This is a genomic window from Sphingosinicella sp. CPCC 101087 (genome assembly GCF_004151485.1).
Taxonomy (GTDB): Bacteria; Pseudomonadota; Alphaproteobacteria; order Sphingomonadales; family Sphingomonadaceae; genus Allosphingosinicella.
Genome location: NZ_SBFF01000002.1, coordinates 429,457 through 450,418, shown reverse-complemented (window position 1 = coordinate 450,418; position 20,962 = coordinate 429,457). Strand labels below are relative to the sequence as shown.

The 20,962-nt window shown below is 67.8% G+C and carries 21 protein-coding genes; 11 read left to right on the top strand and 10 right to left on the bottom strand.

What is annotated here, in order from left to right:
• Positions 1-58: 58 nt before the first annotated feature.
• On the top strand, positions 59-1,210 hold the full coding sequence (gene dapE, locus EKM57_RS05300) for a succinyl-diaminopimelate desuccinylase (RefSeq protein WP_129791419.1): 1,152 nt from the start codon (positions 59-61) through the stop codon (positions 1,208-1,210).
• Here dapE and EKM57_RS05295 read toward each other — a convergent pair.
• The 4 genes from EKM57_RS05295 to EKM57_RS05280 all read right to left on the bottom strand — a co-directional run bounded on the left by EKM57_RS05295 (position 1,195) and on the right by EKM57_RS05280 (position 3,983).
• On the bottom strand, positions 1,195-1,446 hold the full coding sequence (locus EKM57_RS05295) for an excalibur calcium-binding domain-containing protein (RefSeq protein ID WP_129791418.1): 252 nt from the start codon (positions 1,444-1,446) through the stop codon (positions 1,195-1,197). The genes dapE and EKM57_RS05295 overlap by 16 nt on opposite strands.
• Positions 1,447-1,540: 94 nt before the next feature.
• Complete coding sequence (locus EKM57_RS05290; protein ID WP_129791417.1) at positions 1,541-2,107, bottom strand: Smr/MutS family protein; 567 nt, start codon at positions 2,105-2,107, stop codon at positions 1,541-1,543.
• Positions 2,085-3,290: a murein transglycosylase A gene (locus EKM57_RS05285; RefSeq protein ID WP_129791416.1), complete on the bottom strand. Its 1,206-nt coding sequence runs from the start codon at positions 3,288-3,290 to the stop codon at positions 2,085-2,087. Before EKM57_RS05285 ends, EKM57_RS05290 begins: the two co-directional genes overlap by 23 nt.
• Before the next feature lie 69 nt (positions 3,291-3,359).
• Positions 3,360-3,983, bottom strand: a complete 624-nt coding sequence (locus EKM57_RS05280; RefSeq protein WP_371414121.1) for a Tim44/TimA family putative adaptor protein — start codon at positions 3,981-3,983, stop codon at positions 3,360-3,362.
• 221 nt (positions 3,984-4,204) lie between these two features.
• Here EKM57_RS05280 and secB point away from each other — a divergent pair, with 221 nt between their 5' ends.
• The 4 genes from secB to EKM57_RS05260 all read left to right on the top strand — a co-directional run bounded on the left by secB (position 4,205) and on the right by EKM57_RS05260 (position 8,214).
• Positions 4,205-4,717, top strand: a complete 513-nt coding sequence (gene secB, locus EKM57_RS05275; RefSeq protein WP_129791414.1) for a protein-export chaperone SecB — start codon at positions 4,205-4,207, stop codon at positions 4,715-4,717.
• A gap of 43 nt (positions 4,718-4,760) precedes the next feature.
• On the top strand, positions 4,761-6,335 hold the full coding sequence (gene murJ / locus EKM57_RS05270; RefSeq protein ID WP_129791413.1) for a murein biosynthesis integral membrane protein MurJ: 1,575 nt from the start codon (positions 4,761-4,763) through the stop codon (positions 6,333-6,335).
• Positions 6,335-7,339 carry a tryptophan--tRNA ligase gene (gene trpS / locus EKM57_RS05265; RefSeq protein ID WP_129791412.1) on the top strand — a complete coding sequence of 335 codons (1,005 nt, stop codon included), beginning with the start codon at positions 6,335-6,337 and terminating at the stop codon, positions 7,337-7,339. The genes murJ and trpS overlap by 1 nt, the downstream gene beginning before the upstream one ends.
• Before the next feature lie 209 nt (positions 7,340-7,548).
• A complete protein-coding gene (locus EKM57_RS05260) occupies positions 7,549-8,214 on the top strand; it encodes a DUF4136 domain-containing protein (protein ID WP_129791411.1) in 666 nt (221 codons plus the stop codon).
• Positions 8,215-8,286: 72 nt separating this feature from the next.
• On the opposite strand, the gene dnaA is transcribed toward EKM57_RS05260, so the two are convergent.
• From dnaA to mutM, 3 genes are all read right to left on the bottom strand, one after another.
• The gene (gene dnaA / locus EKM57_RS05255; protein ID WP_129791410.1) at positions 8,287-9,675 is read right to left on the bottom strand and encodes a chromosomal replication initiator protein DnaA; all 1,389 of its coding nucleotides are present in this window, start codon (positions 9,673-9,675) and stop codon (positions 8,287-8,289) included.
• A gap of 436 nt (positions 9,676-10,111) precedes the next feature.
• Positions 10,112-10,375, bottom strand: a complete 264-nt coding sequence (rpsT, locus tag EKM57_RS05250; RefSeq protein WP_129791409.1) for a 30S ribosomal protein S20 — start codon at positions 10,373-10,375, stop codon at positions 10,112-10,114.
• Between the two features lie 101 nt (positions 10,376-10,476).
• Positions 10,477-11,292, bottom strand: a complete 816-nt coding sequence (gene mutM / locus EKM57_RS05245) for a bifunctional DNA-formamidopyrimidine glycosylase/DNA-(apurinic or apyrimidinic site) lyase (protein ID WP_129791408.1) — start codon at positions 11,290-11,292, stop codon at positions 10,477-10,479.
• A 58-nt stretch (positions 11,293-11,350) separates the two neighbouring features.
• On the opposite strand from mutM, the gene EKM57_RS05240 reads away from it, so the two are divergent.
• From EKM57_RS05240 to EKM57_RS05215, 6 genes are read left to right on the top strand one after another with little or no spacing between them, the layout of a single operon-like run.
• On the top strand, positions 11,351-12,079 hold the full coding sequence (locus EKM57_RS05240; protein WP_129791407.1) for a class I SAM-dependent methyltransferase: 729 nt from the start codon (positions 11,351-11,353) through the stop codon (positions 12,077-12,079).
• A 34-nt stretch (positions 12,080-12,113) separates the two neighbouring features.
• Positions 12,114-13,646: a 2-polyprenylphenol 6-hydroxylase gene (gene ubiB / locus EKM57_RS05235; RefSeq protein ID WP_129791406.1), complete on the top strand. Its 1,533-nt coding sequence runs from the start codon at positions 12,114-12,116 to the stop codon at positions 13,644-13,646.
• Positions 13,647-13,650: 4 nt separating this feature from the next.
• Positions 13,651-14,844 (top strand): bifunctional phosphopantothenoylcysteine decarboxylase/phosphopantothenate--cysteine ligase CoaBC, encoded by a 1,194-nt coding sequence (coaBC, locus tag EKM57_RS05230; RefSeq protein WP_129791405.1) that lies wholly within the window; start codon positions 13,651-13,653, stop codon positions 14,842-14,844.
• A 4-nt stretch (positions 14,845-14,848) separates the two neighbouring features.
• On the top strand, positions 14,849-15,271 hold the full coding sequence (locus tag EKM57_RS05225) for a DoxX family protein (RefSeq protein WP_129791404.1): 423 nt from the start codon (positions 14,849-14,851) through the stop codon (positions 15,269-15,271).
• Between the two features lie 34 nt (positions 15,272-15,305).
• Entirely contained in the window at positions 15,306-15,743 is a 438-nt protein-coding gene (gene dut / locus EKM57_RS05220) for a dUTP diphosphatase (protein ID WP_129791403.1), read from the top strand.
• A complete protein-coding gene (locus EKM57_RS05215) occupies positions 15,740-16,498 on the top strand; it encodes a HesA/MoeB/ThiF family protein (RefSeq protein ID WP_129791402.1) in 759 nt (252 codons plus the stop codon). Before dut ends, EKM57_RS05215 begins: the two co-directional genes overlap by 4 nt.
• A 48-nt stretch (positions 16,499-16,546) precedes the next feature.
• Here the strand turns inward: EKM57_RS05215 and EKM57_RS05210 are convergent, their stop codons facing one another.
• The 3 genes from EKM57_RS05210 to dprA all read right to left on the bottom strand — a co-directional run bounded on the left by EKM57_RS05210 (position 16,547) and on the right by dprA (position 20,962).
• Positions 16,547-17,080, bottom strand: a complete 534-nt coding sequence (locus tag EKM57_RS05210) for an SHOCT domain-containing protein (protein WP_206185297.1) — start codon at positions 17,078-17,080, stop codon at positions 16,547-16,549.
• A 93-nt stretch (positions 17,081-17,173) separates the two neighbouring features.
• Positions 17,174-19,717 (bottom strand): type I DNA topoisomerase, encoded by a 2,544-nt coding sequence (gene topA / locus EKM57_RS05205; protein ID WP_129791401.1) that lies wholly within the window; start codon positions 19,715-19,717, stop codon positions 17,174-17,176.
• A 162-nt stretch (positions 19,718-19,879) separates the two neighbouring features.
• Positions 19,880-20,962, bottom strand: a complete 1,083-nt coding sequence (gene dprA, locus EKM57_RS05200) for a DNA-processing protein DprA (RefSeq protein ID WP_129791400.1) — start codon at positions 20,960-20,962, stop codon at positions 19,880-19,882.

Genomic DNA, 20,962 nt, shown 5'->3' with positions numbered 1-20,962 from the left:
GACGGCGTCGCACGGGCAAGGAAACGGGTTTTGCGGCCCGTCGACGATCCGGAGGCGCATGACGACGACGATTGACCCGGTCGAACTGGCCGGCCGCCTGATTGCCTGCCCCAGCATCACGCCTGCCAGCGGCGAGGTGTTCGACGTGCTCGAAGCGGCCCTGCTCCCCTTGGGGTTTGCCGTGCATCGGTTCGTCGAAGGCGAGCCGCCGGACGGGCCGGTGGAAAATCTGTTCGCCACCCGCGGTTCGGGCGCCCCGCATTTCGGATTCGCCGGCCATCTCGACGTCGTTCCGCCTGGCGACGGCTGGGCGACCGACGCTTTCGTGCCCGAGCTGCGCGGCGGCCTGATTCACGGCCGCGGGGCCGTCGACATGAAAGGTGGGATCGCGGCCTTCGTTGCCGCCTGCGCCGACCTTCCCCGCCACGCCGGCACGTTGAGCCTGATCATCACCGGCGACGAGGAGGGGCCCGCTACGTACGGAACGCCGCGACTGATCGAATGGATGAAGGCCCGCGGCATCCGGCCGGACATGATCCTGATCGGCGAGCCGACCTCGGAGGCGCGGCTCGGCGACGTCGTCAAGATCGGCCGGCGCGGCTCGGTCAACATGTGGATCAAGCTGCCCGGCATCCAGGGCCATGTCGCCTATCCGCACCGGGCGGACAATCCGGTGCCCCGGCTCGGACGGCTGATCGACGCGCTTTGCGCCCTGAAGCTGGACGATGGCAATGACGCGTTCCAGCCCTCGAATCTCGAAATCACCGCCGTCGAGACGAGCAGCAAAGCGACCAATGTCATACCGGGCGCCGCCTTCGCGCAGCTCAACATCCGGTTCAACGACCTGCAGAGCGGCGAGGCGCTCGTCGAACGGGTACGGCGCACCGCCGAGGCCGCCGCCCCGGGAAGCACGGTCGAGGCGAAGATCTCGGGCGAGGCGTTTCTGACCCCGGCGGGCCCGATTTACGAGATCGTCAGCGCCGCCATTGAAGCGGAAACCGGCGCCCGGCCCCGCCTCTCAACCCACGGCGGCACATCGGACGGGCGGTTCCTGATTGAAATGTGCCCGGTGGTCGATTTCGGCCTGCCCAATGCCACCATGCACAAGCTGGACGAGGCGGCGGCGGTGGATGACATATTGGCGCTCCAGCGCATCTATGGCCGCGTCATCCGCGCAGCGCTGGGTATCGAGCCTCAACCGCCGGAATAGAGTTCGCAGGCGATTCCGTCTCCGTCCTCGTCCAGAGCGGCGCGGTAGCCCGGCTCGCGCGGGTAGATCGGGGCATCGCCCGAAGCTCGCGCCTCGCTGCAGTCGCGGAAGTAGCGCGTCGAGGATTCGTCACGATCGGTTGGGGGCTCGGCCCGCGGGACCAGGGCATGGGCGGTCAGATAGGTCGCGATCGCGACAGCAGACGCGGCAAGCACATCCCTTCCGAAGCGGGTCATGGCTCGCCAATAAGGAGCATGACTTTACAAATTGCAAATATAACGACCCAATACTGTGCCTCTACTCGGCAAGTCGCTCATACGTCTTACCAATTTACGGCGGGTTTCTTCCAGGTCGTCCGTCCCGCTTGCGCCGAAGGACGATATAAAGTGCGCCGGTGCCGCCGTGGCGCGGATGAGCGTTGCGCACCGCGGCGATGTCCGCGGCATGCCGCGACGCCTGCAGCCAATCCCCGACTGCGGCGCGGATGGCGCCGCGGACGACCGGGCGGCGATCGTCGCGCGGCGGCTTGCCGGTGACGAGCAACAGCAATCTCCAGCCACGGGCGATTCCCTCCTCCAGATTGCGGTCGAGGCGGGCATAAGCGCCGGCGAGGTCGTGGCCATGAAGGTCCACGACCGCGTCGGGTGCAACCAGGCCCCGGGCCAGGCGGCGATCCCAGCCGCCGTCGAGCGTGGTGCCAGGCGTTGCCCTGCCCGCGCCCGCCCGCTCCGCAGGCGGCACGCGTCGGCGCTGGGGTGGCGCCGCTGCTGCCGCCGAATGACCCGGATTGGAGGCCGCGGTTTCGGGCGCAGGCACCGCCATGCCTTCGAACGGCCGTACCGTCTCCACGACCTTGCGCCAGAGCGCGCGCTCCTCAGCGCTGAGGCGTCGCGCCATCGATCCGGCCGGCGAGGCGCGCGACGGTTCCGCGCGGAAGCAGCAGATAGGCGCGGCCGCGGGCCGACATTCCGCCGGCAATCTCCGCCGCCTCAGTACCGGCGCCCCAGAATGTGTCGAACCGGTTGGCACCGCGGATCGCGCCGCCAGTGTCCTGAGCGACCCAGATTCCGTCGGCCAGGCGGTTGTCCATGCCGGCGAGCACGACCGGCGCCCCCAGTGGCACGAACCGCGGGTCGGCGGCGATGCTGACCCGCGGCGTGACCGGCCGGCCGAGGGAGCCGAGCGGGCCGGGGCCGGTCAGCTCATGGAAGAAGACGTAGCTGCGATTCTCGCGCATCAGAGCGCGGCCCGCTTCGCGATTGGCCCGAAGCCAGTCGACGATCGCCTGCATGGTGATCGGGCTCTCCAATATGCCACGCTCGCGCAGCAGCCGTCCGATCGCGACATATTCGCGGCCGTTCTGCCCGGCATAGCCGATCCGCATCACCGATCCGTCGGGAAGACGGAGCCGGCCCGAGCCCTGGATCTGGAGGAAGAAGAGGTCGACCGGATCGGCCGCCCAGGCTATTTCGAGGCCCCGGCCCGCGAGCGCGCCCTCCTCTATGTCCGCTCGCTCGTAATAGAGGACGTATCGGCCATTCTCGTCCAATCGTCCCCGACCGGCTTCGCCGGTGAGGGGATTGCGGTCCAGCAGGTCGCCTGGCTTGGAGTAGATCGGCACGTCATAGCCCGGCCGACGCTCCCGCGAGCCCGGAATTTCCGGCTCGTAATAGCCGGTGGCGAAGGCATTTCCGTCCCCGACGATGACCGCCTCCAGGTGAGCGGCGAGGAAGGCGGAAGCATCCGCCTCGGTCCATGACCCCGCGGCGGCACAGGTCGTGCTCCAGTCGGAGGGGCGGGTCAGGCCGGAGGCATCGTCGCGACGGAGAAGATCGGGGCAGGAAATTCTGAACGCCTGCAGCGCGGCCGCGGCTGCGGCGGGCGAGATGCCGAGCGCACCGATCGGCGGCCCCGCCACTACTCCCGCTTCGAGCGCGACTTCCGGCTCCGGCGGCGATTCGGGAACGGGCGGGGCCTCGCGCGGGGGCGGAACGGTGCGCGCGCAACTTCCGATCGCGATCAGCAGGCCGAGCAGGAGCAGCGGGCGGAAGGTGAGCAAGGGGGAATCGGAACGCGCCATTGCCCCGCATAGCCTGCGAGGTCAGTCGATGACGAGGCGAAATCGCCGTTCGGCGACGGGCTTGCCGGTTCAGGCGACCTCGTCGGTCTCGACGAGCAGCCAGTTCGGGTCGCGGGCGTTGAGGTCGCGACGGAAGGTCCAGACATCGTGGGTCGGAATGGCGTCGCTGAGCGAGCCGGCGACGAGCTCGCCTTGCGCGTCGCGGGTGACCGCGACGACGAAGGCGTCGAAACGCACGTCGATCTGGGCCGTACGGCCGTCCAGCCGCGCATCGTCGATGGCGGCCCGCTCGATCGCTACCAGTCGGTTGTCCAGCTTGTGGCCGGCAGCCTCGCGCTCGTCGATGGCTGCCTCGAAGGTGGCGCGAACCTCGTCTCCCACCAGATGGGCCAGCTCTGCACGGTCGCCCCTCCAGAAGGCCTCGAGGATCATCCGATAGGCCGCCTGAGCGCCTTCCAGGAAGCGCGCGACGTCGAAGTCGGAATCGGCCGCGATGATCGACCGGATGCCGGCGGCGGCGCCCTGCTCGAAGGCCAGGCTGCTGGGCTCGGCAGCGCCCGACTTGGTCTCGGCCGGCGCCGTCATGGGCTCGAGGCCGGGGGTAGCCTCCGGTCGCGTCACCGGCTGCTGTTCATGACCCGTCCTTTGTCCGAGCACGGCGTAAAGCCGCAGGCCCACGAACAGCGCGATCATGGCCAGCAGCACGATTCCGACGGTCAATTCCATTCTCCTTGGCGGACTTCCTACATAGGCGCGAACCGGGTACGATTCAAATCCGCATTCCCTGCAACGAACGAGCGTGCCGGATGTTGCGCCCCGCCCGGGCGCCTGCTACCCGCGCGCAGGCGTCGCCGCGCGCCGCCGCTTCCGGCGGGGGCGCGGCATTTCCATTGTGATTCCGGGGATTTGAAGAGATGGCCGAACAGGAAGGCGCCAACGGCGCGGGCGAGCAGGAATTGGGCGTGGCGGGCGGAGCGCCGCAGGTCGGCGTCATCGCCCAATATGTGAAGGACCTTTCCTTCGAAAACCCGAACGCGCCGGCCGTCTACCAATGGCAGGGCCAGCCCCAGATGGACGTCCAGTTCAACATCGGCTCGCAGCCGGTCGGCCAGGATCTGCACGAGGTCGTGCTCAAGGTGGACATCGCCGCCAAGTCCGCCGAGGGCACCGCCTTCCAGATGGAGCTGCTCTACGGGGGCCTGTTCGCGCTGAGGAACCTGCCGCAGGAGCAGTTGCAGCCTTTCCTCCTCGCCGAGGCGCCGCGCATCCTTTTCCCCTTCGCGCGCCGGATCATCTCGGACGCGGTCGTCGACGCCGGATTCCCGCCGCTGCTGCTAGATCCGATCGACTTTGCCAGCCTCTACATGCAGCGCGCCGCCCAGCAGTCGAACGGAGGCCAGATCGGAGACGTGACCGGCCAGGCCTGAAGCGGCTGATGCTAGCCGCTGCGGCAGGAATCGGGGCTTTGCAATGAGCCTGCTCAGGTCCACCGGAATCATCGGCGGCCTGACGATGGTCAGCCGGCTTGCCGGCTTCGCGCGCGAGATGATCTTCGCCCGCATCCTGGGTGCGGGAGCCGTCACGGACGCCTTCCTGATGGCGTTCCTGCTGCCCAACACCTTTCGCAGGCTGTTCGCGGAAGGCGCCTTCTCGGCCGCCTTCGTGCCCATGTTCAGCAAGCGCCTTCACTCCGACGGCGGCCTGGATTCGGCGCGGGACTTCAGCAACGACGTCCTGTCCGTGTTCGTCCCGATCCTGGTCGTGATCGTCGCATTGTTCGAGCTCGCCATGCCGGCCGTGATCTGGATGCTGGCCAGCGATTGGCAGGCGATTCCGGGAAAGTTCGAGTTCGGCGTGACGCTGGCGAGAATCACCTTTCCCTACATCCTGCTCATCAGCCTGGTCACCGTGTTCGTGGGCATGCTGAACTCGGTTTCACGCTTCGCGCCCGGAGCATCCTTCCCGATTCTGCTCAATCTGGTGATGATCGTCGCCTTGCTCGCAGGCGCGCTGCTGCAGCGCGAGGGCGCCACGCCGGGAGACATTGCGATCCTCCTTGCCTGGTCCGTCGCCGCAGCCGGGCTGCTTCAGCTCGCCTGGGTCTATTATTGGGTACGCCGTTCGGGGTTTCGGCCGCGCATCGGCCGGCCGCGCTTGACGCCTGAGGTCAAGCGCCTGGGCTGGATCGCCCTGCCCGCCGCGCTCGGGACCGGCGCTTACCAGGTCAATCAGCTGCTTCAGGTCTACTTCCTCAACCAGCTGCCGAGCGGCGCGCTCAGCTATGTGAACTATGCCGACCGGCTCAATCAGCTCCCGCTGGGAATCATCGGGATCGCGCTCGGCACCGCCATCCTTCCCGCACTGTCCAGGCATATCGGGGGAAATGAGCGCGCGGCCGCGGACCGGGTGCAGTCCGACGCGATCGAGATCGCGATGCTGCTGACCCTGCCGGCGACGATCGCGCTCGCCCTGTGCGCGCTCCCGTTCGTCACTATCGTCTTCCTGGGCGGCCGGTTCACGCCGGGAGATGCCTTGGTCACCGCCAACGTGCTGAGTGCGCTGGTGGCCGGCCTGCCCGCTTACGTGCTGATCAAGGTGCTGACGCCGGCCTTTTATGCACGCGCCGACACCCGCACGCCCGTCTATGCGGCGCTCGTGGCGCTGGGCTTCTTCTTCGCCTTCAATCTGCTGTTTCTTTATCGCTTCGGCGTCGTCGGCGTCGCCGCCGCTAGTGCGATCGGGGCCTGGCTCAACTGCCTCATCCTCTACTTCATCCTGGTGCGCCGCGATCATTATCGCGCCGATGGCCGGCTGCTCTCCCGGATCGCGCGGCTGCTGGTCGCCGCGGCCGCGATGGCGGCAGCCTTATGGTTCGTGCGCGGCGGCATGTCGGATTATTATGCGGGCAACCTGTTCGAGCGAGTATTGGCGCTGGTCGTGCTGGTCGGCGTAGGCTCCGCCACCTATTTCGGTGTCGCCTTCCTGATCGGCGCGATCGACCGGGATCGGATCAGGGTGCTGACGAGAAAGGGAAGGAAGAATTGATGCGCGTCGTTTCCGGAATCCAGCCGACCGGCAACCTTCACCTCGGCAATTATCTCGGGGCGATCCGGCGCTGGGTGAAGATGCAGCACGAAGCCCAAGGACGCGACAATTTCCTGATCTTTCTTGCCGACCTGCACGCGATCACCGTCTACAAGGATCCGGCGGAATTGCGGGCGAACGTCAACGGCATGGCCGCAGCGCTGATTGCCTGCGGCATCGATCCCGCCAGAACTGTCCTGTTCAACCATGCACGCGTGCCGGCCCACCCGGAAATGGCTTGGATCCTCGGCTGCACGGCCAGGATCGGCTGGCTGAACCGGATGACTCAGTTCAAGGAGAAATCCGGCAAGGACCGCGAGGGAGTGAGCGTAGGCCTCTTCGCCTATCCGGTGCTGCAGGCGGCCGACGTGCTGCTCTACCAGGCCACCCACGTTCCGGTCGGCGAGGACCAGAAGCAGCATGTCGAGCTGATGCGGGACATCGCGACCAAGTTCAACACCGACTATGGCGTCGATCTGTTCACGATCCCGGAGCCGCATATCGGCGAATCGGCGGCACGGATCATGTCGCTGCGCGATGGCACGGCGAAGATGTCTAAGTCGGACCCTTCGGACATGAGCCGAATCAATCTCAGCGACGATGACGACCTGATCGCCCAGAAGATCCGCAAGGCGAAGACCGACGCCGACCCCCTCCCCGACCAGTTCGAGGCTCTCGCGGCGCGGCCCGAGGCGCGCAACCTGGTGTCCATCTATGCGGCGCTCACCGACCGGACTCCCCAGTCGGTCGTCGAGGAATTTGCCGGCAAGGGCTTTGGAGCGTTCAAGCCGGCGCTGGCCGAGCTTATGATCGAGACGCTCGCGCCAATCCGGTCCCGGCTCGAGCAGTTCGCCGCCGATCCGGGCATGCTCGAGAAATATCTCGTCGATGGATCTCAAAGGGCTGCCGAACTGGCATCGCCGACCCTCGAGGGCGCTTATCGCGCGCTCGGGCTGCCGCGCTGAAGCGGATTTTCGCCGAATGACCGCGTCGCCCGAGTCAGTGGGAAATCGCGGCTGCGCAAGGACATAGAAGGATGGCGCGGTGCGGCCGGCCGCAGGGGACGCCGGCCATGCGGGGTTGAGGACCTTCATCGGCCATTCAGCGGGACTTTGCGAAAAGGCAAGCTGTTCTATATACGGGACAAAAGTTCCCGCGTCGAAAGGCTTGCCAGATGTCATTGAGAAAGAAGATGCTGGCGCTCGCCGCGCCCGCAGCATTGCTCGCGCTCAGCGCCTGCGCCACCGGTTTTCCCGCCCAGGTGCAGCGTTTCCAGGCGATGCCGGCGCCGCAGGGCCAGACCTTCGTCATCCAGGCCGCCGATCCCGAGAAACGGGGCGGTCTCGAGTTCGCCCAATATGCCAATCTGGTTCGCCAGCATCTGACCGCGCTCGGCTACCGCGAATCGGCTACGCCGGACTCGGCGACCATGGTGGTCGAGCTTGATTATGGGGTCGACGACGGCCGTGAGCGGGTGGTGGCGAGACCCGATCCGTTCGGCTACGGCTACGGTTTCGGCTATCGGCCCTTTTACAGCCGTTTCGGCTATTATGGCCGACGCCACCCCTTCTACTGGGGCTGGCACGATCCCTTCTTCGGGCCTGGCTTCGGCGGCTACGACATCGACAGCTACACCGTTTACACGAGCTTCCTCGATCTCGACATTCGCCGCACCGCCGACGGCCAGGCCCTCTTCGAGGGGCTCGCCCAGGCGCGGTCGCGCAGCAACGCGCTACCCACGCTGGTGCCGAACCTGGTCGAGGCGATGTTCACCGGATTCCCGGGCAATTCGGGCGAGACGGTCCGGATCACGGTAGCGCCGGAGCGCGAGCGGGGCTGAGCCGGGCCGCCCTATCGGATGAGCGAAGGGCCGGGGGAACCCGGCCCTTTTCATTGTAAGCGGTGCGGGGCCTCAGCTCTCCAGCTGACGCGTCAGCAGCCGGATGTCGGCGTCGAGCTCGGCATCCTGGGCACGCAGTTTCTCGATCTGGCGGACGGCGTGGATCACCGTCGTATGGTCGCGGCCGCCGAAGCGCCGGCCGATCTCCGGCAGCGATCGCGGCGTCAGCTGCTTTGACAGATACATGGCCACCTGGCGCGGCCGGGCGACCTCGCGGGCGCGCCGGGCGCTGGTCATCTCGGCCTTGCGGATGCGGTAATGGTCCGACACCCGGGTCTGGATCTCGTCGATGGAGATACGGCGCTGGTTGGCGCGCAGGATGTTCGCGAGCACCTCGCTGACGAATTCGAGGTCGATCGTGCGGTTCTGCATCATCGCATAGGCGGCGATGCGGTTGAGCGCCCCCTCCAGCTCGCGCACGTTCGAGCTGATCCGCCGCGCGAGGAACATCACGACCTCGTCGGGGACCTTCACGTCCGGCAGCTGCTCGAGCTTCTTGGTGATGATGTTGAGCCTGAGCTCGAGGTCGGCGGCGTTGATGTCGGCGACCAGTCCCCAGCTCAGCCGCGACAGGATACGCGGCTCTATTCCGTCGAGATCCTGCGGCGCCCGATCCGAGCTGATCGCCAGCCGGCGGCCGGCCGAGATGATCTCGTTCATCGTGTGGAAGAATTCTTCCTGGGTCGATTCCTTGCCCGCGATGAACTGGACGTCGTCGATCATCAGCAGGTCGGCCGAACGCAGCTGCTGCTTGAAGCGGATCGTTTCGTTGGCACGCAAAGCGGCGACGAACTCGACCATGAACTTCTCGGCCGACATGTAGATGATCTTCGCGCGCGGCCGCATGCGGTGGAATTCGTGGCCCAGAGCGTGCAGCAGGTGGGTCTTGCCGCGGCCGGTGCCCCCATGAATGAACAGCGGATTGAACGCGACATTCTCGGCTGTCGCCAGGGTGCGGGCCGCATTGAAGGCCACCTCGTTGGCCTTGCCGATGACGAAATTCTCGAACCGGTAACGCGGCTCGAGCGCCACCGAATAGAGGCTCGCGGCCTCCTCGGGAGCAGCCGACTCCGATTCATCGTCCCGCGACGACGGAATCTCGACGACCGCTGCGGTACGCGGCGCGGCCGGGCCGACCCCGATCCTGATCTGGCGGACGTCCGGCAGGCGCTGCCGCCAGGCCAGGGCAAGCCGTTCGGAGAAATGAGTCTGGACCCAGTCGGCCATGAACTGGGACGGAAGCTCGAGCCGCAGCGTGCCGGCCTCGGCATCGAAACCGCCGAGCGCGATCGGGCGAAGCCAGCCGTCAAAGGTGCGCGCGCCGCATTCCCGCCGAAGACTCGCGCGAATCGACTCCCAGGCCGCCCCGAGCACGTCGGTTGCGCCGGTCTCCGATAACATGGCGGTCCTTTCGGCCTGCGTCTGCACCTGCGAGCACCCCCTCGAGTTTCGTGCTGCCGCTGGAAAGGCGGCGCGTGTGAGCGCAAAACTTCCCCAAGCGGCGAATCACCCCCGGGCGCCGCTGTAGAGCATCATTTTGCAGTTGCGTCCGGCGCGGATTCGCCCGGCCGGAAACTCTGTTCTAGGAACCTGAACTGAGTCCGATCAAGGGGTAAAAAAACCGTCACATCAATTAAACCGGGTTGACAGGCAAAAAAGCACGCAACTTCGTAGACTTGCAATTATTACTTATACTTTTCAATGGGTTATACTGTGCGCCGCTCCGCAGCATGGCGCGAATCGCGGGAAAACCTAGGGTTTCGCGGACGGCCTGCTGCGGGCACGAAAAAGCCCGCCGGCGAGGGCCGGCGGGCGCATCGTTCGCAATTGGGAAAGCTTAGCCGAGCGCGACGAGCCGGCGAGTCAGGCGGGACAATTTCCGGGCCGCCATATTCTTGTGCAGCACGCCCTTGGAAACGCCGCGCGCCAGCTCCGGCTGGACCCGCTTCAGCGCTTCGCGCGCCTGCTCCTTGTCGCCGGCCGCGAGCGCCGCCTCGACCTGCTTCACGAAGGTGCGGATGCGGCTGACGCGGGCGCCGTTGATGTCGGCGCGGCGGGCGTTGCGGCGGATACGTTTCCTTGCTTGCGGCGTGTTCGCCATCTGACTGCCTCGTAACTGTAAATGAAAAGGGCGCGGCTTCACCCGCACCCGCTCAGGCGAGCCATCTAGGCGCTGAAGCCGCCCAGGTCAACCACGACGCGTCAGCGTTGGCATCGCCCGCAGAAGAAGGTTGAACGGCCGCCGTCGACCCTCCGGCGGATCGGCGCGCCGCAAGCGGGACAGGCCTCCCCCTCCCGTCCATAGACCCGCCAGCGCGCGGAAAAATAGCCCAGCTCGCCATTGGGCTGGGCATAATCGCGCAGCGTCGAGCCCCCTGCCTCGATCGCCGCCCTCAGCACCGCCTTGACTGCCTCGGCGAGCCGGTCGAGCCGCGGCCGCGATATCCGGCCGGCCGGGCGGCCGGGCGCAATGCCGGCCAGGTTCAGGGCCTCGCAGACATAGATGTTGCCGAGGCCGGCGACGATCCGCTGGTCGAGCAGCATCGCCTTCACCGACGCGACTCGTCCTCTCAGGGCTCGTGCCAGATAGGCTCCGTCGAAGCCGTCGCCGAGCGGCTCGGGGCCCATGCGGAGGAAGGGCTCGCTTCGCTCCAGCGCGTCGGTCGGCACCAGGTCGAGCGATCCGAAGCGCCGCGGATCGTTGAGCGTCAGCCGCCTCCCCTCGTCGGTCAGGATCGTGACATGGTCGTGAAGCCCGGTTTCGGCAGGATCGATCCGCCACGATCCCGACATGCCGAGATGAAAGACCAGGGTGTCCCCGCGGTCGGTGTCGATCAGGCCGTATTTCGCGCGCCGGCGCAATCCGGTGACCCGCGCCCCGGTCAGCCGCTGCCGCAGGTCCGGCGGGAATGCCCGCCGGAGGTCGCCGCGCCGGAGCTCGATCGAGGCGATCTCCCGCCCTTCGAGCACGGGCGCTAGCCCCCGCACGGTCGTCTCTACCTCGGGAAGCTCAGGCATCGGAAAGTTGGATTAGAGAAGTGCACATCCTCATTCTCCCCTGCTAGAGGCACGCGCGATGGACAAGGTATCTTTCGGCCACGAGCAAGTCGAACCGGCGGAAAAGACGCGGCGGGTGCGCGGCGTCTTCTCCAGCGTCGCCTCGCGCTACGACCTCATGAACGATCTGATGTCGGGCGGGCAGCACCGGCTGTGGAAGGATCATTTCGTCCGCCTCGTCCGCCCGAGGCCCGGCGAGAAAATCCTCGACATGGCGGGCGGCACCGGCGACGTCGCCTTCCGTCTCGCCCGCCGGGGCGCGGAGGTGACCGTCGCGGACATCAACCCCGACATGCTCTCGGTCGGCATCGACCGCGCCGGGCGGCGCGGCCTGGAGGGCCTGACGTGGGCCGAGGAGAATGCCGAGCGCCTCTCCTTCGCGGACTCGACGTTCGACGCCTACACCATCGCCTTCGGGATAAGGAACGTCACCCATATCGCCGATGCCCTGGCCGAAGCCCATCGTGTGCTGAAGACGGGCGGGCGCTTCTTCTGCCTCGAATTCTCGCAGACGCGCTGGCCGGGCTTCCAGGAGGCCTATCGGACCTACAGCCGATATCTGGTGCCCCGCATCGGCCGCATCGTCGCGCAAGATGCCGACAGCTATCGCTATCTGATCGAATCTATCGAGCGCTTCCCCGACATGGCCGCCTTCTCGCGGATGATCGGGAAAGCCGGTTTCGGGAACGTCGCCGCCAGGCCGATCCTCGGCGGACTGGTCGCCATCCACAGCGGCTGGAAGGTCTGAGCATGGCTCGGCCGGACCGGATCGGCAGCCACGCATGACCCAGCCGATCGTCCATGTCTGGCGGCTCCTGAAATGGGGCCGGGTGCTGGCGCGGCACGGCGCGCTGCGCGGGATCGAGCGGGACGTCAACACGCCGACGCCCGTGCGGCGGCTGGCCCGGATCGCCCGCTTCGGCGCGAGGATCCCACCCGTGCCCACCTATTCGGAGGCCTTTCAGGAAATCGGGCCGGCGGCGATCAAGTTCGGCCAGGCGCTGGCCACCCGCCCCGATCTGGTGGGCGAGGAAGCGGCGCACGACCTCCTGCGTCTCCAGGACAGCCTGCCGCCCGCGCCGTTCGAAGCGGTCCGACGCGCCATCGAGGAGGGGCTCGAGCGGCCGATCGACGAGCTCTTCTCCCATATCGACCCGGAGCCGGTCGGCGCCGCCTCGATCGCCCAGGTCCACCGCGCCGTCACGACGGACGGCCGGCTGGTGGCGGTCAAGGTGCTGCGTCCGAACATCGAGGAGGATTTCGCCAGGGCGCTCGACACCTACGAATGGGCGGCCGCCCAGGTGGAAGCGATGGGCGGGGAAGCGGCCCGACTTCGGCCGAGGCTGGTCGTCGCCACCTTCCGCCAGTGGACCAATCGCGAGCTCGACCTTCGCCACGAAGGCGCCTCGGCCTCCGAACTCAGGGAGAATCTCGCGGCGGAGAGCGGCTTCTTCGTTCCGCAGATCGATTGGGCGCGCACCGGGCGCCGCGTGCTGACCCTGGAGTGGATCGACGGAATCAAGCTTACCGATCGCCAGGCGCTGGTCGCGGCCGGCCACGATCTCAAGGCGCTCGCCGCCACCTTGGTCCGCGCCTTCCTGCGCCAGGCCGTGATCGACGGCTTCTTCCACGCCGATCTGCACCAGGGCAATCTGTTCGCGCTGCCGGACGGCCGGCTCGCCGCGATCGATTTCGGGATCATGGGCCGGATCGACCGGCAGGCGCGGGTCTGGCTGGCCGAGATCCTCTACGGGCTGATCACCGGAAATTACCGCCGCGTCGCCGAAATCCATTTCGAAGCGCAATATGTCCCGGCGCACCACAATATCGAAGAGTTCGCCACGGCGCTGCGCGCGGTCGGCGAGCCGATCCGGGGGCTTCCGGTCAAGGACATATCGGTCGCCCAGATGCTCGACAGCCTGTTCAAGATCACGCGCGACTTCGAAATGCCGATACAGCCGCATCTTCTGCTGCTTCAGAAGACGATGGTGATGGAGGAAGGGGTGGCCACTGCGCTCGATCCCGACATCAACATGTGGGAGACTGCCGAGCCGTTCCTGCAGGAATGGGTGCGCGGCGAGCTTGGGCCCGAGGCGCGCATCGCCGACGAGATCGTCCGCAACGTGCGCCTGTTGCGCCGGCTTCCCGACCTTATCCGCCGCATCGACTATTATTATCCGCCGCCCGGCGCCGCGCCGCCCGCGCCCCCGCTCCCGCACATCGCCGTGGTCAGGCCGCCCCGCTACGGATTGGTCGTCCTGACCGCGCTGATTTCAACCGCCGCTGGCGCCGCCGCCGTCTGGCTCCTAGGTTGAGGGCATGCGGGGAAAGCGAATCCTGCTCATCGTCGGCGGCGGCATCGCCGCCTACAAGGCCTGCGAGCTCGTCCGGCTCATCCGGAAGGCCGGCGGAAGCGTGCGCTGCGTCCTGACCAGGAGCGGCGCCGAATTCGTGACGCCGATGACGCTGGCGGCGCTCTCCGAGCAGCCGGTCCATACCAGCCTGTGGGACCTCAAGGACGAGGTCGAGATGGGCCATATCCAGCTTTCCCGCGAGGCCGACCTCATCCTGGTCTGTCCGGCCACGGCCGACCTGCTCGCGAAGATGGCGGCCGGGATCGCCGACGACCTCGCCACCACCCTGCTGCTGGCCACCGACAAGCCGGTATTCGCCGCGCCGGCGATGAACGTGCGGATGTGGCTGCACGCGGCGACCCGGCGCAACGTCGCTCGGCTGCGCGCGGACGGTATCCACATTCTCGAGCCTGACGAAGGGGAGATGGCCTGCGGCGAATATGGCCCGGGCCGGCTTCCCCAGCCGGAGGCGATCCTCGCCTGGGTGGGCCGGGCGGTCGGCGACGCCGGCGCGCGGCCGCTCGAAGGAAGGCATGTCCTCGTCACCGCCGGTCCGACCCACGAGCCGATCGATCCGGTCCGGATGATCGCCAATCGCTCGTCCGGCAAGCAGGGCTTCGCCATCGCCGGCGCGCTGGCCGATCTCGGCGCGCGCGTCACCCTGGTCGCCGGACCCGTCGCGCTCCCTACGCCTGCCGGCGTGGCGCGGGTGGACGTCGAAACCGCCGATCAGATGGACGCTGCGGTGCGCGCGGCGCTCCCTGCCGATGCCGCGATACTGGTGGCCGCGGTGGCCGACTGGAAGGTCGAGGCGGCCCCGGCCAAGCTCAAGAAAGCGGAGGGCCCGCCCCGGCTCGAATGGTCCGCCAATCCCGACATCCTCGCCAATCTCGCCGCCTCCCCTCAGCGTCCGCCCTTGCTGGTCGGCTTCGCCGCCGAGACCGGCAATGTGGTCGAGACAGCCCGGAACAAGCGCTCCGCCAAGAATGCGGACTGGATCGTCGCCAATGACGTATCGGGTGATGTCATGGGGGGCGAATCCAACCAGGTCCACCTGATCACCGCCGAAACGGTCGAAAGCTGGGAACAGGCGCCCAAGACGGAGATCGCGCGGCGCCTGGCCGAGCGGATCGCCGGCCGCCTGACGGAAAGGACGTGACGGAATGCGCTGGCTGCTCCTGACCCCGCTGGCCGGATTCGGCGATCTGGGCCTTCTCCTGCTGCGCTGGGTTACCGGCGCCTTCCTCATCTACCAGAGCCACGACAATATCTTCAGCACCGAGCGGATGGAGGAATTCGAACATTTCCTCGTCCAGTTCGGCTTCGTGGCTCCGGAGATCATGGCGCCGCTGTGCGTGTGGGCTCAGTTCCTGTGCGGGATCGCGCTGATCCTCGGCCTGCTCACGCGCTGGGCCGGCCTCGTCACCACCTTCGTCTTCATCGTCGCGGTGTGGATGGTCCACTGGCCCCAGGACTTTCCGGGCTGGTGGCCCGCCTTGATCCTCGTCTTCCTCGGGATCTTCTTCGCGACTGCCGGCGGCGGGCGCTACGCGCTCGACGCGCTGATCGCTCCGAAGACCCGATGATCCACGCGCTTCGCCGACTCTGCCCGGAGAAAAGATGATCGACATCAAGTTGAAGCGGCTGCCGCACGGCCGCGACCTGCCCCTCCCCGCTTATGCCTCGGACCAGGCCGCCGGCCTCGACGTCGTGGCGGCCGAAACCCTGACACTCGCGCCCGGTGAGCGCCACGCGGTCGCCACCGGCTTCGCGATCGCCATCCCCCATGGCTATGAGGTCCAGGTGCGGCCCCGCTCCGGCCTGGCGCTCAAGCACGGCCTTTCGGTGCTCAACACGCCCGGCACGATCGACAGCGATTATCGTGGCGAGGTGAAGGTCATCCTCGCCAACCTCGGCAGCGAGCCGTTCGAGATCGTCCGCGGCGAACGGCTTGCCCAGCTCGTCCCCGCCCCCGTTCTCCGGGGCCGGTTCGAGGAGGTCGAGGACCTGGACGAAACGGCGCGCGGCGGCGGCGGCTTCGGGTCGACCGGGCGTTGACGCTCACCGACGCCCAGCTCGACCGCTACGCCCGCCATATCGTTCTCAAGGAGATAGGCGGCGAGGGCCAGCGCCGGCTGCTCGGATCGACGGTCGCGATCGTCGGCGCCGGCGGCATCGGTTCGCCGGCCGTCCAGTATCTCGCTGCGGCCGGGGTCGGCGCGTTGCGCGTGTTCGACGACGACACCGTCAGCCTCGACAATCTCCAGCGTCAGGTGCTGTTCGGCACGGCCGACGTCGGACGGCCGAAGGTGGAGGTCGCCGGCGAGGCGGCGGCCCGGCTCGATCCGGACCTTCGCTTCGAGGGAATCCGGGCGCGCCTGGGGCCGGACAATGTGGCAGACCTGCTCGCCGGTGCGGACGTGATCCTCGACGGCAGCGACAATTTCGCCACCCGGCTGCTGGTTTCGGACCGGGCCACGGCGGCCCGGATTCCGCTCGTCTCGGCGGCGATCGGCCAGTTCCAGGCGCAGATCGGCACGTTCCGCGGCTGGGAAACGGACAAGCCCTGCTATCGCTGCTACGTCGGCGACGCGTTCGATGCCGAGGATTGCGACACCTGCTCCGCGCTCGGCGTGCTCGGCGCGCTGACCGGCATCGCCGGGAGCTGGGCGGCGATGGAGACGATCCGTCAGATTACCGGCTTCGGCAGCGATCAGGCCGGCCGGCTACACGTCTTCGACGGCCTCGGACCCACACTCAAGTCGATCAGGATCGTCAAGGATCCGGCCTGTCGGACATGCGGAAAGGGATGAATCCGAGGAGCGGCGATATCGCGACCCGGTGGCCGCGCCGCCTCGGGGTCACGCTCCGAGCAGGCGCAGCGCCTCATCGATGAAGCGCAGGGTCTCTCGCGGCTGGATCGCATACGAGAGGCCCAGGCCGGCGGCGAGCGCAAGGATAATGAGCCGCCAGTCGAGCAAGCGGGACAGCAGCGAGGGGCCCTGCGCCCGGTGCGGCCCCTGGAAGGCCGACGGCTTCGGCTCGGGCACCGCCGAATGCAGCAACAGCTCGTCCGCGGGCAGCGCCAGGATCAGCGCTTTCTCCGCTTCATATTCCGACTCGCTCAGCGCTCCCTGGTCGCGCAATCGGGCAAGCCGTTCGATCGCCGTCAGCCGGTCATGGACGAGATGATATTCCGGGGATGCGGGTACGGCCGCCGGCGGCTCGAAGGAAGGCGCCGCCGGCACGGGGGCCGGCGGCGTCTTAAGCTGCACAACAGAAACAGGCGCGCAGGCGGCGGGCTCTTCCCGAGGAACCAGCGAGAGGCGAGGCATTGGAGCCGTCGCCTCACCGATCTGGTGCCCGCGGCCGATACTGAGCTTGCCGGTACGCACGACGTCACCTCTTTAAGCCAACAAGGTAAACCTCGTTGCAGCGGTTGTCGTTAACGAGGCGTCAACGCCGGCCTTCGGGATTCACGGTTCTTGCTAGGACTTCTTCTTCCGTGCGGCGGCCTTGGCCGGGGCACGCCGTCCCTTTTTCTTCGCCGGTCCCTTGGCCGCGCGCGCATCGATCAGCTGCGCCGCTTCCTCCAGGGTCAGGGCGTCCGGAGAGGCGGTGCGCGCCAGCGTGGCGTTCGTCACCCCGTCCGTGACATAGGGTCCGAACCGTCCCTCCATCAGGCGGATCTCCGCGCCGGACGTGGGATGGGCCCCGAGCACCCGCAATGGCTCGCGCGAGCCGCGGGCACGCCCGCCGCCGGCCGCCGCGTCTGCGAGCTTCGCCACCGCCGCGTTCATGCCGACCTCGAACACCTCGGCGGTCGAAGCGAGCTTCGCATATTTGCCGTCATGGGCGAGATAGGGGCCGTATCGGCCGATGCTCGCGGTGATCGGCTTGCCGCTTTCGGGATGGTTTCCGATCGTGCGGGGGAGCGAAAGCAGTTTCAGCGCCATGTCCAGGTCGAGCGCCTCCGACGGCACGTCCTTGGGAAGCGAGCTTCGCTTCGCGTCCTTGCCCTCGCCGAGCTGGACATAGGGACCGAAACGGCCGGAGCGCAGGCTCACCGTCTCGCCGGTCTCGGGATCTTCCCCGAGCACCTGCGGCCCCTGGTCCTCCTCGCCGGAATCCGCCCCGAAGCGGCGGGTGAACTTACAGTCGGGATAGTTGGAACAGGCGACGAAGGCGCCGTAGCGCCCGCCGCGCAGTCCGAGCCGCCCCTCGCCGCAGGCCGGGCAGAGCCGAGGGTCGCTGCCGTCGCCTTTGTCGGGAAACAGCCAGGGCGCCAGGAAATCGTCGAGCGCCGCCGTGATGTCGGAGGGCTTCTGCTCCATGATCTCGGCGGTCTTCGGCTTGAAGTCCCGCCAGAATTCTTCGAGCACCCGCCGCCACTCGGTGCGGCCGCCGGATATGTCGTCCAGCTCGTCCTCGAGGTGGGCGGTGAAATCGTAGGAGACGTAGCGCTCGAAGAATCGCTCGAGAAAGGCGGTCAGCAACCGCCCGCTTTCCTCCGGCACCAGCCTCTTCTTCTCCTCGCGCACATATTCGCGGTCGCGAAGCGTCTGGATCGTCGAGGCGTAGGTGGAAGGCCGCCCGATGCCGAGCTCCTCCATCTTCTTGACGATGCTGGCTTCCGAATAACGCGGCGGCGGCTGGGTGAAATGTTGCTCGGCATGGACCGCCTTCATATGCGGCCGGTCGCCGTCCCGCAGCCGCGGCAGGCGGCGCGATTCCTCGTCCGCCTCATCAGCGGAGGCATTTTTGCCGGAGCTGCGATCAGGATCGTCGCGCCCCTCCTCGTACAGCGCGAGGAAGCCGGGGAAGAGGACCACCTGGCCAGTCGCGCGAAGCGCGTGCCGGCCGGTGCCGTCGGTCAGCTCGGCGGTGGTCCGCTCCAGCCGCGCCGAGGCCATCTGGCTGGCCAGCGCCCGCTTCCAGATCAGCTCGTAGAGGCGGGCATGGTCGCCCGATCCCGCACGATCGCGGGAAAAATCGGTCGGCCGGATCGCCTCGTGCGCTTCCTGCGCATTCTTCGCCTTGGTCTCGTAGTGGCGCGGCTTGTCCGGAACGTAGCCGGAATCGTAGCGGTCGGCGACGGCGCGGCGGGCAGCGGAGATCGCCTCGGGCGCCATCTGGACCCCGTCGGTTCGCATGTAGGTGATCGATCCGTCTTCATAGAGGTCCTGGGCAAGGCGCATCGTCCGGGTGGCCGACAGTCCGAGCTTGCGGGCCGCCTCCTGCTGGAGGGTCGAGGTGGTGAAAGGCGGCGGCGGATTGCGGCTGAGCGGCTTGGTCTCGACCGATGCGACCGTGAAGCGCCCCTGCTCGACCGCCAGCTTGGCGGCCTCGGCGGTGCCCTGGTCGCCGATCGTGAGGCGGTCGATCTTCTCGCCATTGTAGCGGACGAGGCGGCCGAGAAACTCGGTTCCGTCGGCCTCCATCGTCGCCGTGACGCTCCAATATTCCTGGGCGCGGAACAGCTCGATCTCGCGCTCGCGGTCGACGATCAGCCGTAGCGCCACCGACTGGACCCGGCCGGCCGACTTGGCGCCGGGCAGCTTTCGCCACAGCACCGGCGAGAGGGTGAAGCCGACCAGATAGTCGAGCGCGCGGCGGGCGCGATAGGCGTCGATCAGGTCCTCGTCGAGGCCGCGCGGGTGCAGCATCGCCTCGGTCACGGCCGCCTTGGTGATGGCGTTGAACGTGACTCGCTCGACCGAAGCGGGCAGCGTCTTGCGCTTCTGCAGCACCTCCTGGACGTGCCAGCTGATCGCCTCGCCTTCCCGGTCAGGGTCGGTGGCGAGGATCAGGGAATCGGCCTTCTTCGCCTCGTCGCTGATCGCCTTCAGCTGGCGCGCCTTGTCGGGATAGGCCTCCCACTGCATGGCGAAGCCGTCGTCGGGATCGACCGACCCGTCCTTGGCGGGAAGGTCGCGGACATGGCCGTAGGAGGCGAGCACACGATAGCCGCTGCCGAGATATTTTTCGATGGTCTTGGCCTTGGCCGGGGATTCGACGACGACGAGCTTCATGAAGGTCTGGTCTTTCTACACGTACACGCGCGAGAGTGGTGAGGCGGCCGGCGCCGCGTCAAGGGCCGCCGCCGAGGATTCGGCGCAGGATCCGAATGAGACGCTGCGGCCCGCCTGGCCGACCGGCGCCCCTGGTCCTTCGGGTCGCCCAGCTTCGATCCTTCAGGCCAGGCTCACCCGCGCGCCGGCATGCCGCTCCAGACGCCCGGCGAGCTCGAGCTCGAGCAGCACCGTCTGGACGACGCCGGCCGGCAGTCCCGCCTGCCGGACGATCTCGTCGACGGCGACCGGAGTCGGCCCGAGCAGGTCCTCGATGCGCCGGCGCGCCGGATCGTCCGCATCGCCGGTCGCGCCCGGATCATAGCCGGCCTCCGGTTCGCGAAAAGCGACGTGGAGGGGCCGGATCGCCTCGAGTACGTCCTCGGCATTCTGGACCAGGGTGGCGCCGTCGCGGATCAGCTGGTTGCAGCCCTGGGCGCGCGGATCGAGCGGCGAGCCGGGCACCGCCATGACCTCCCGTCCGAAATCGGCCGCCTGGCGCGCGGTGATCAGCGACCCCGACTTCGGCGCCGCCTCGACGACGACCGTTCCGAGCGAAAGGCCGGCGATGATCCGGTTGCGATAGGGAAAGTGCCGCGCCCGCGGCTCCGTGCCTGGCGGCTGCTCCGCGAGCAGCAGGCCCCGCTCCGCGATGGCGCGCTGCCGCGCCTCGTTCTCGGGCGGATAGACGATGTCGATGCCGCCGGCGATGACCGCGATCGTCCCCGTATCGATCGATCCGTCATGGGCCGCCGTGTCGACGCCGCGCGCCAGTCCGGAGACGATCGACGCGCCGCGCGCCCCGAGCTCGCGCGCCAGTACGCGGGCGAAGCGGCAGGCGGCCGCCGAAGCGTTTCTCGCGCCGACCATCGCGATCGGCGTCCGAAGGGCGATATCGACATCGCCGCTCGCGATCAGCGCCGGCGGTGCCGCCTCGATCTCGGCGAGGAGGGGCGGATAGCCAGGCGAGCCGGCGAAGAGATAGCTAGCGCCGAGCCGCTCGACCCGCTCCATCTCGCGCGCGATCTGGTCGGTCCCGGCCAGGCGCGGCGGGCGCCCGCCGCCGCGCGCCGCCAGCTCGGGGATCGCCTCGAGCGCGGCCGCCGCGGAGCCGAACCGGGCGAGCAGCTGGTAATAGGTTATCGGCCCGATCTGGTCCGAGCGGATCAGGCGCAGCCGGGCAATCTGGTCGGCGCTTGCCGCCAT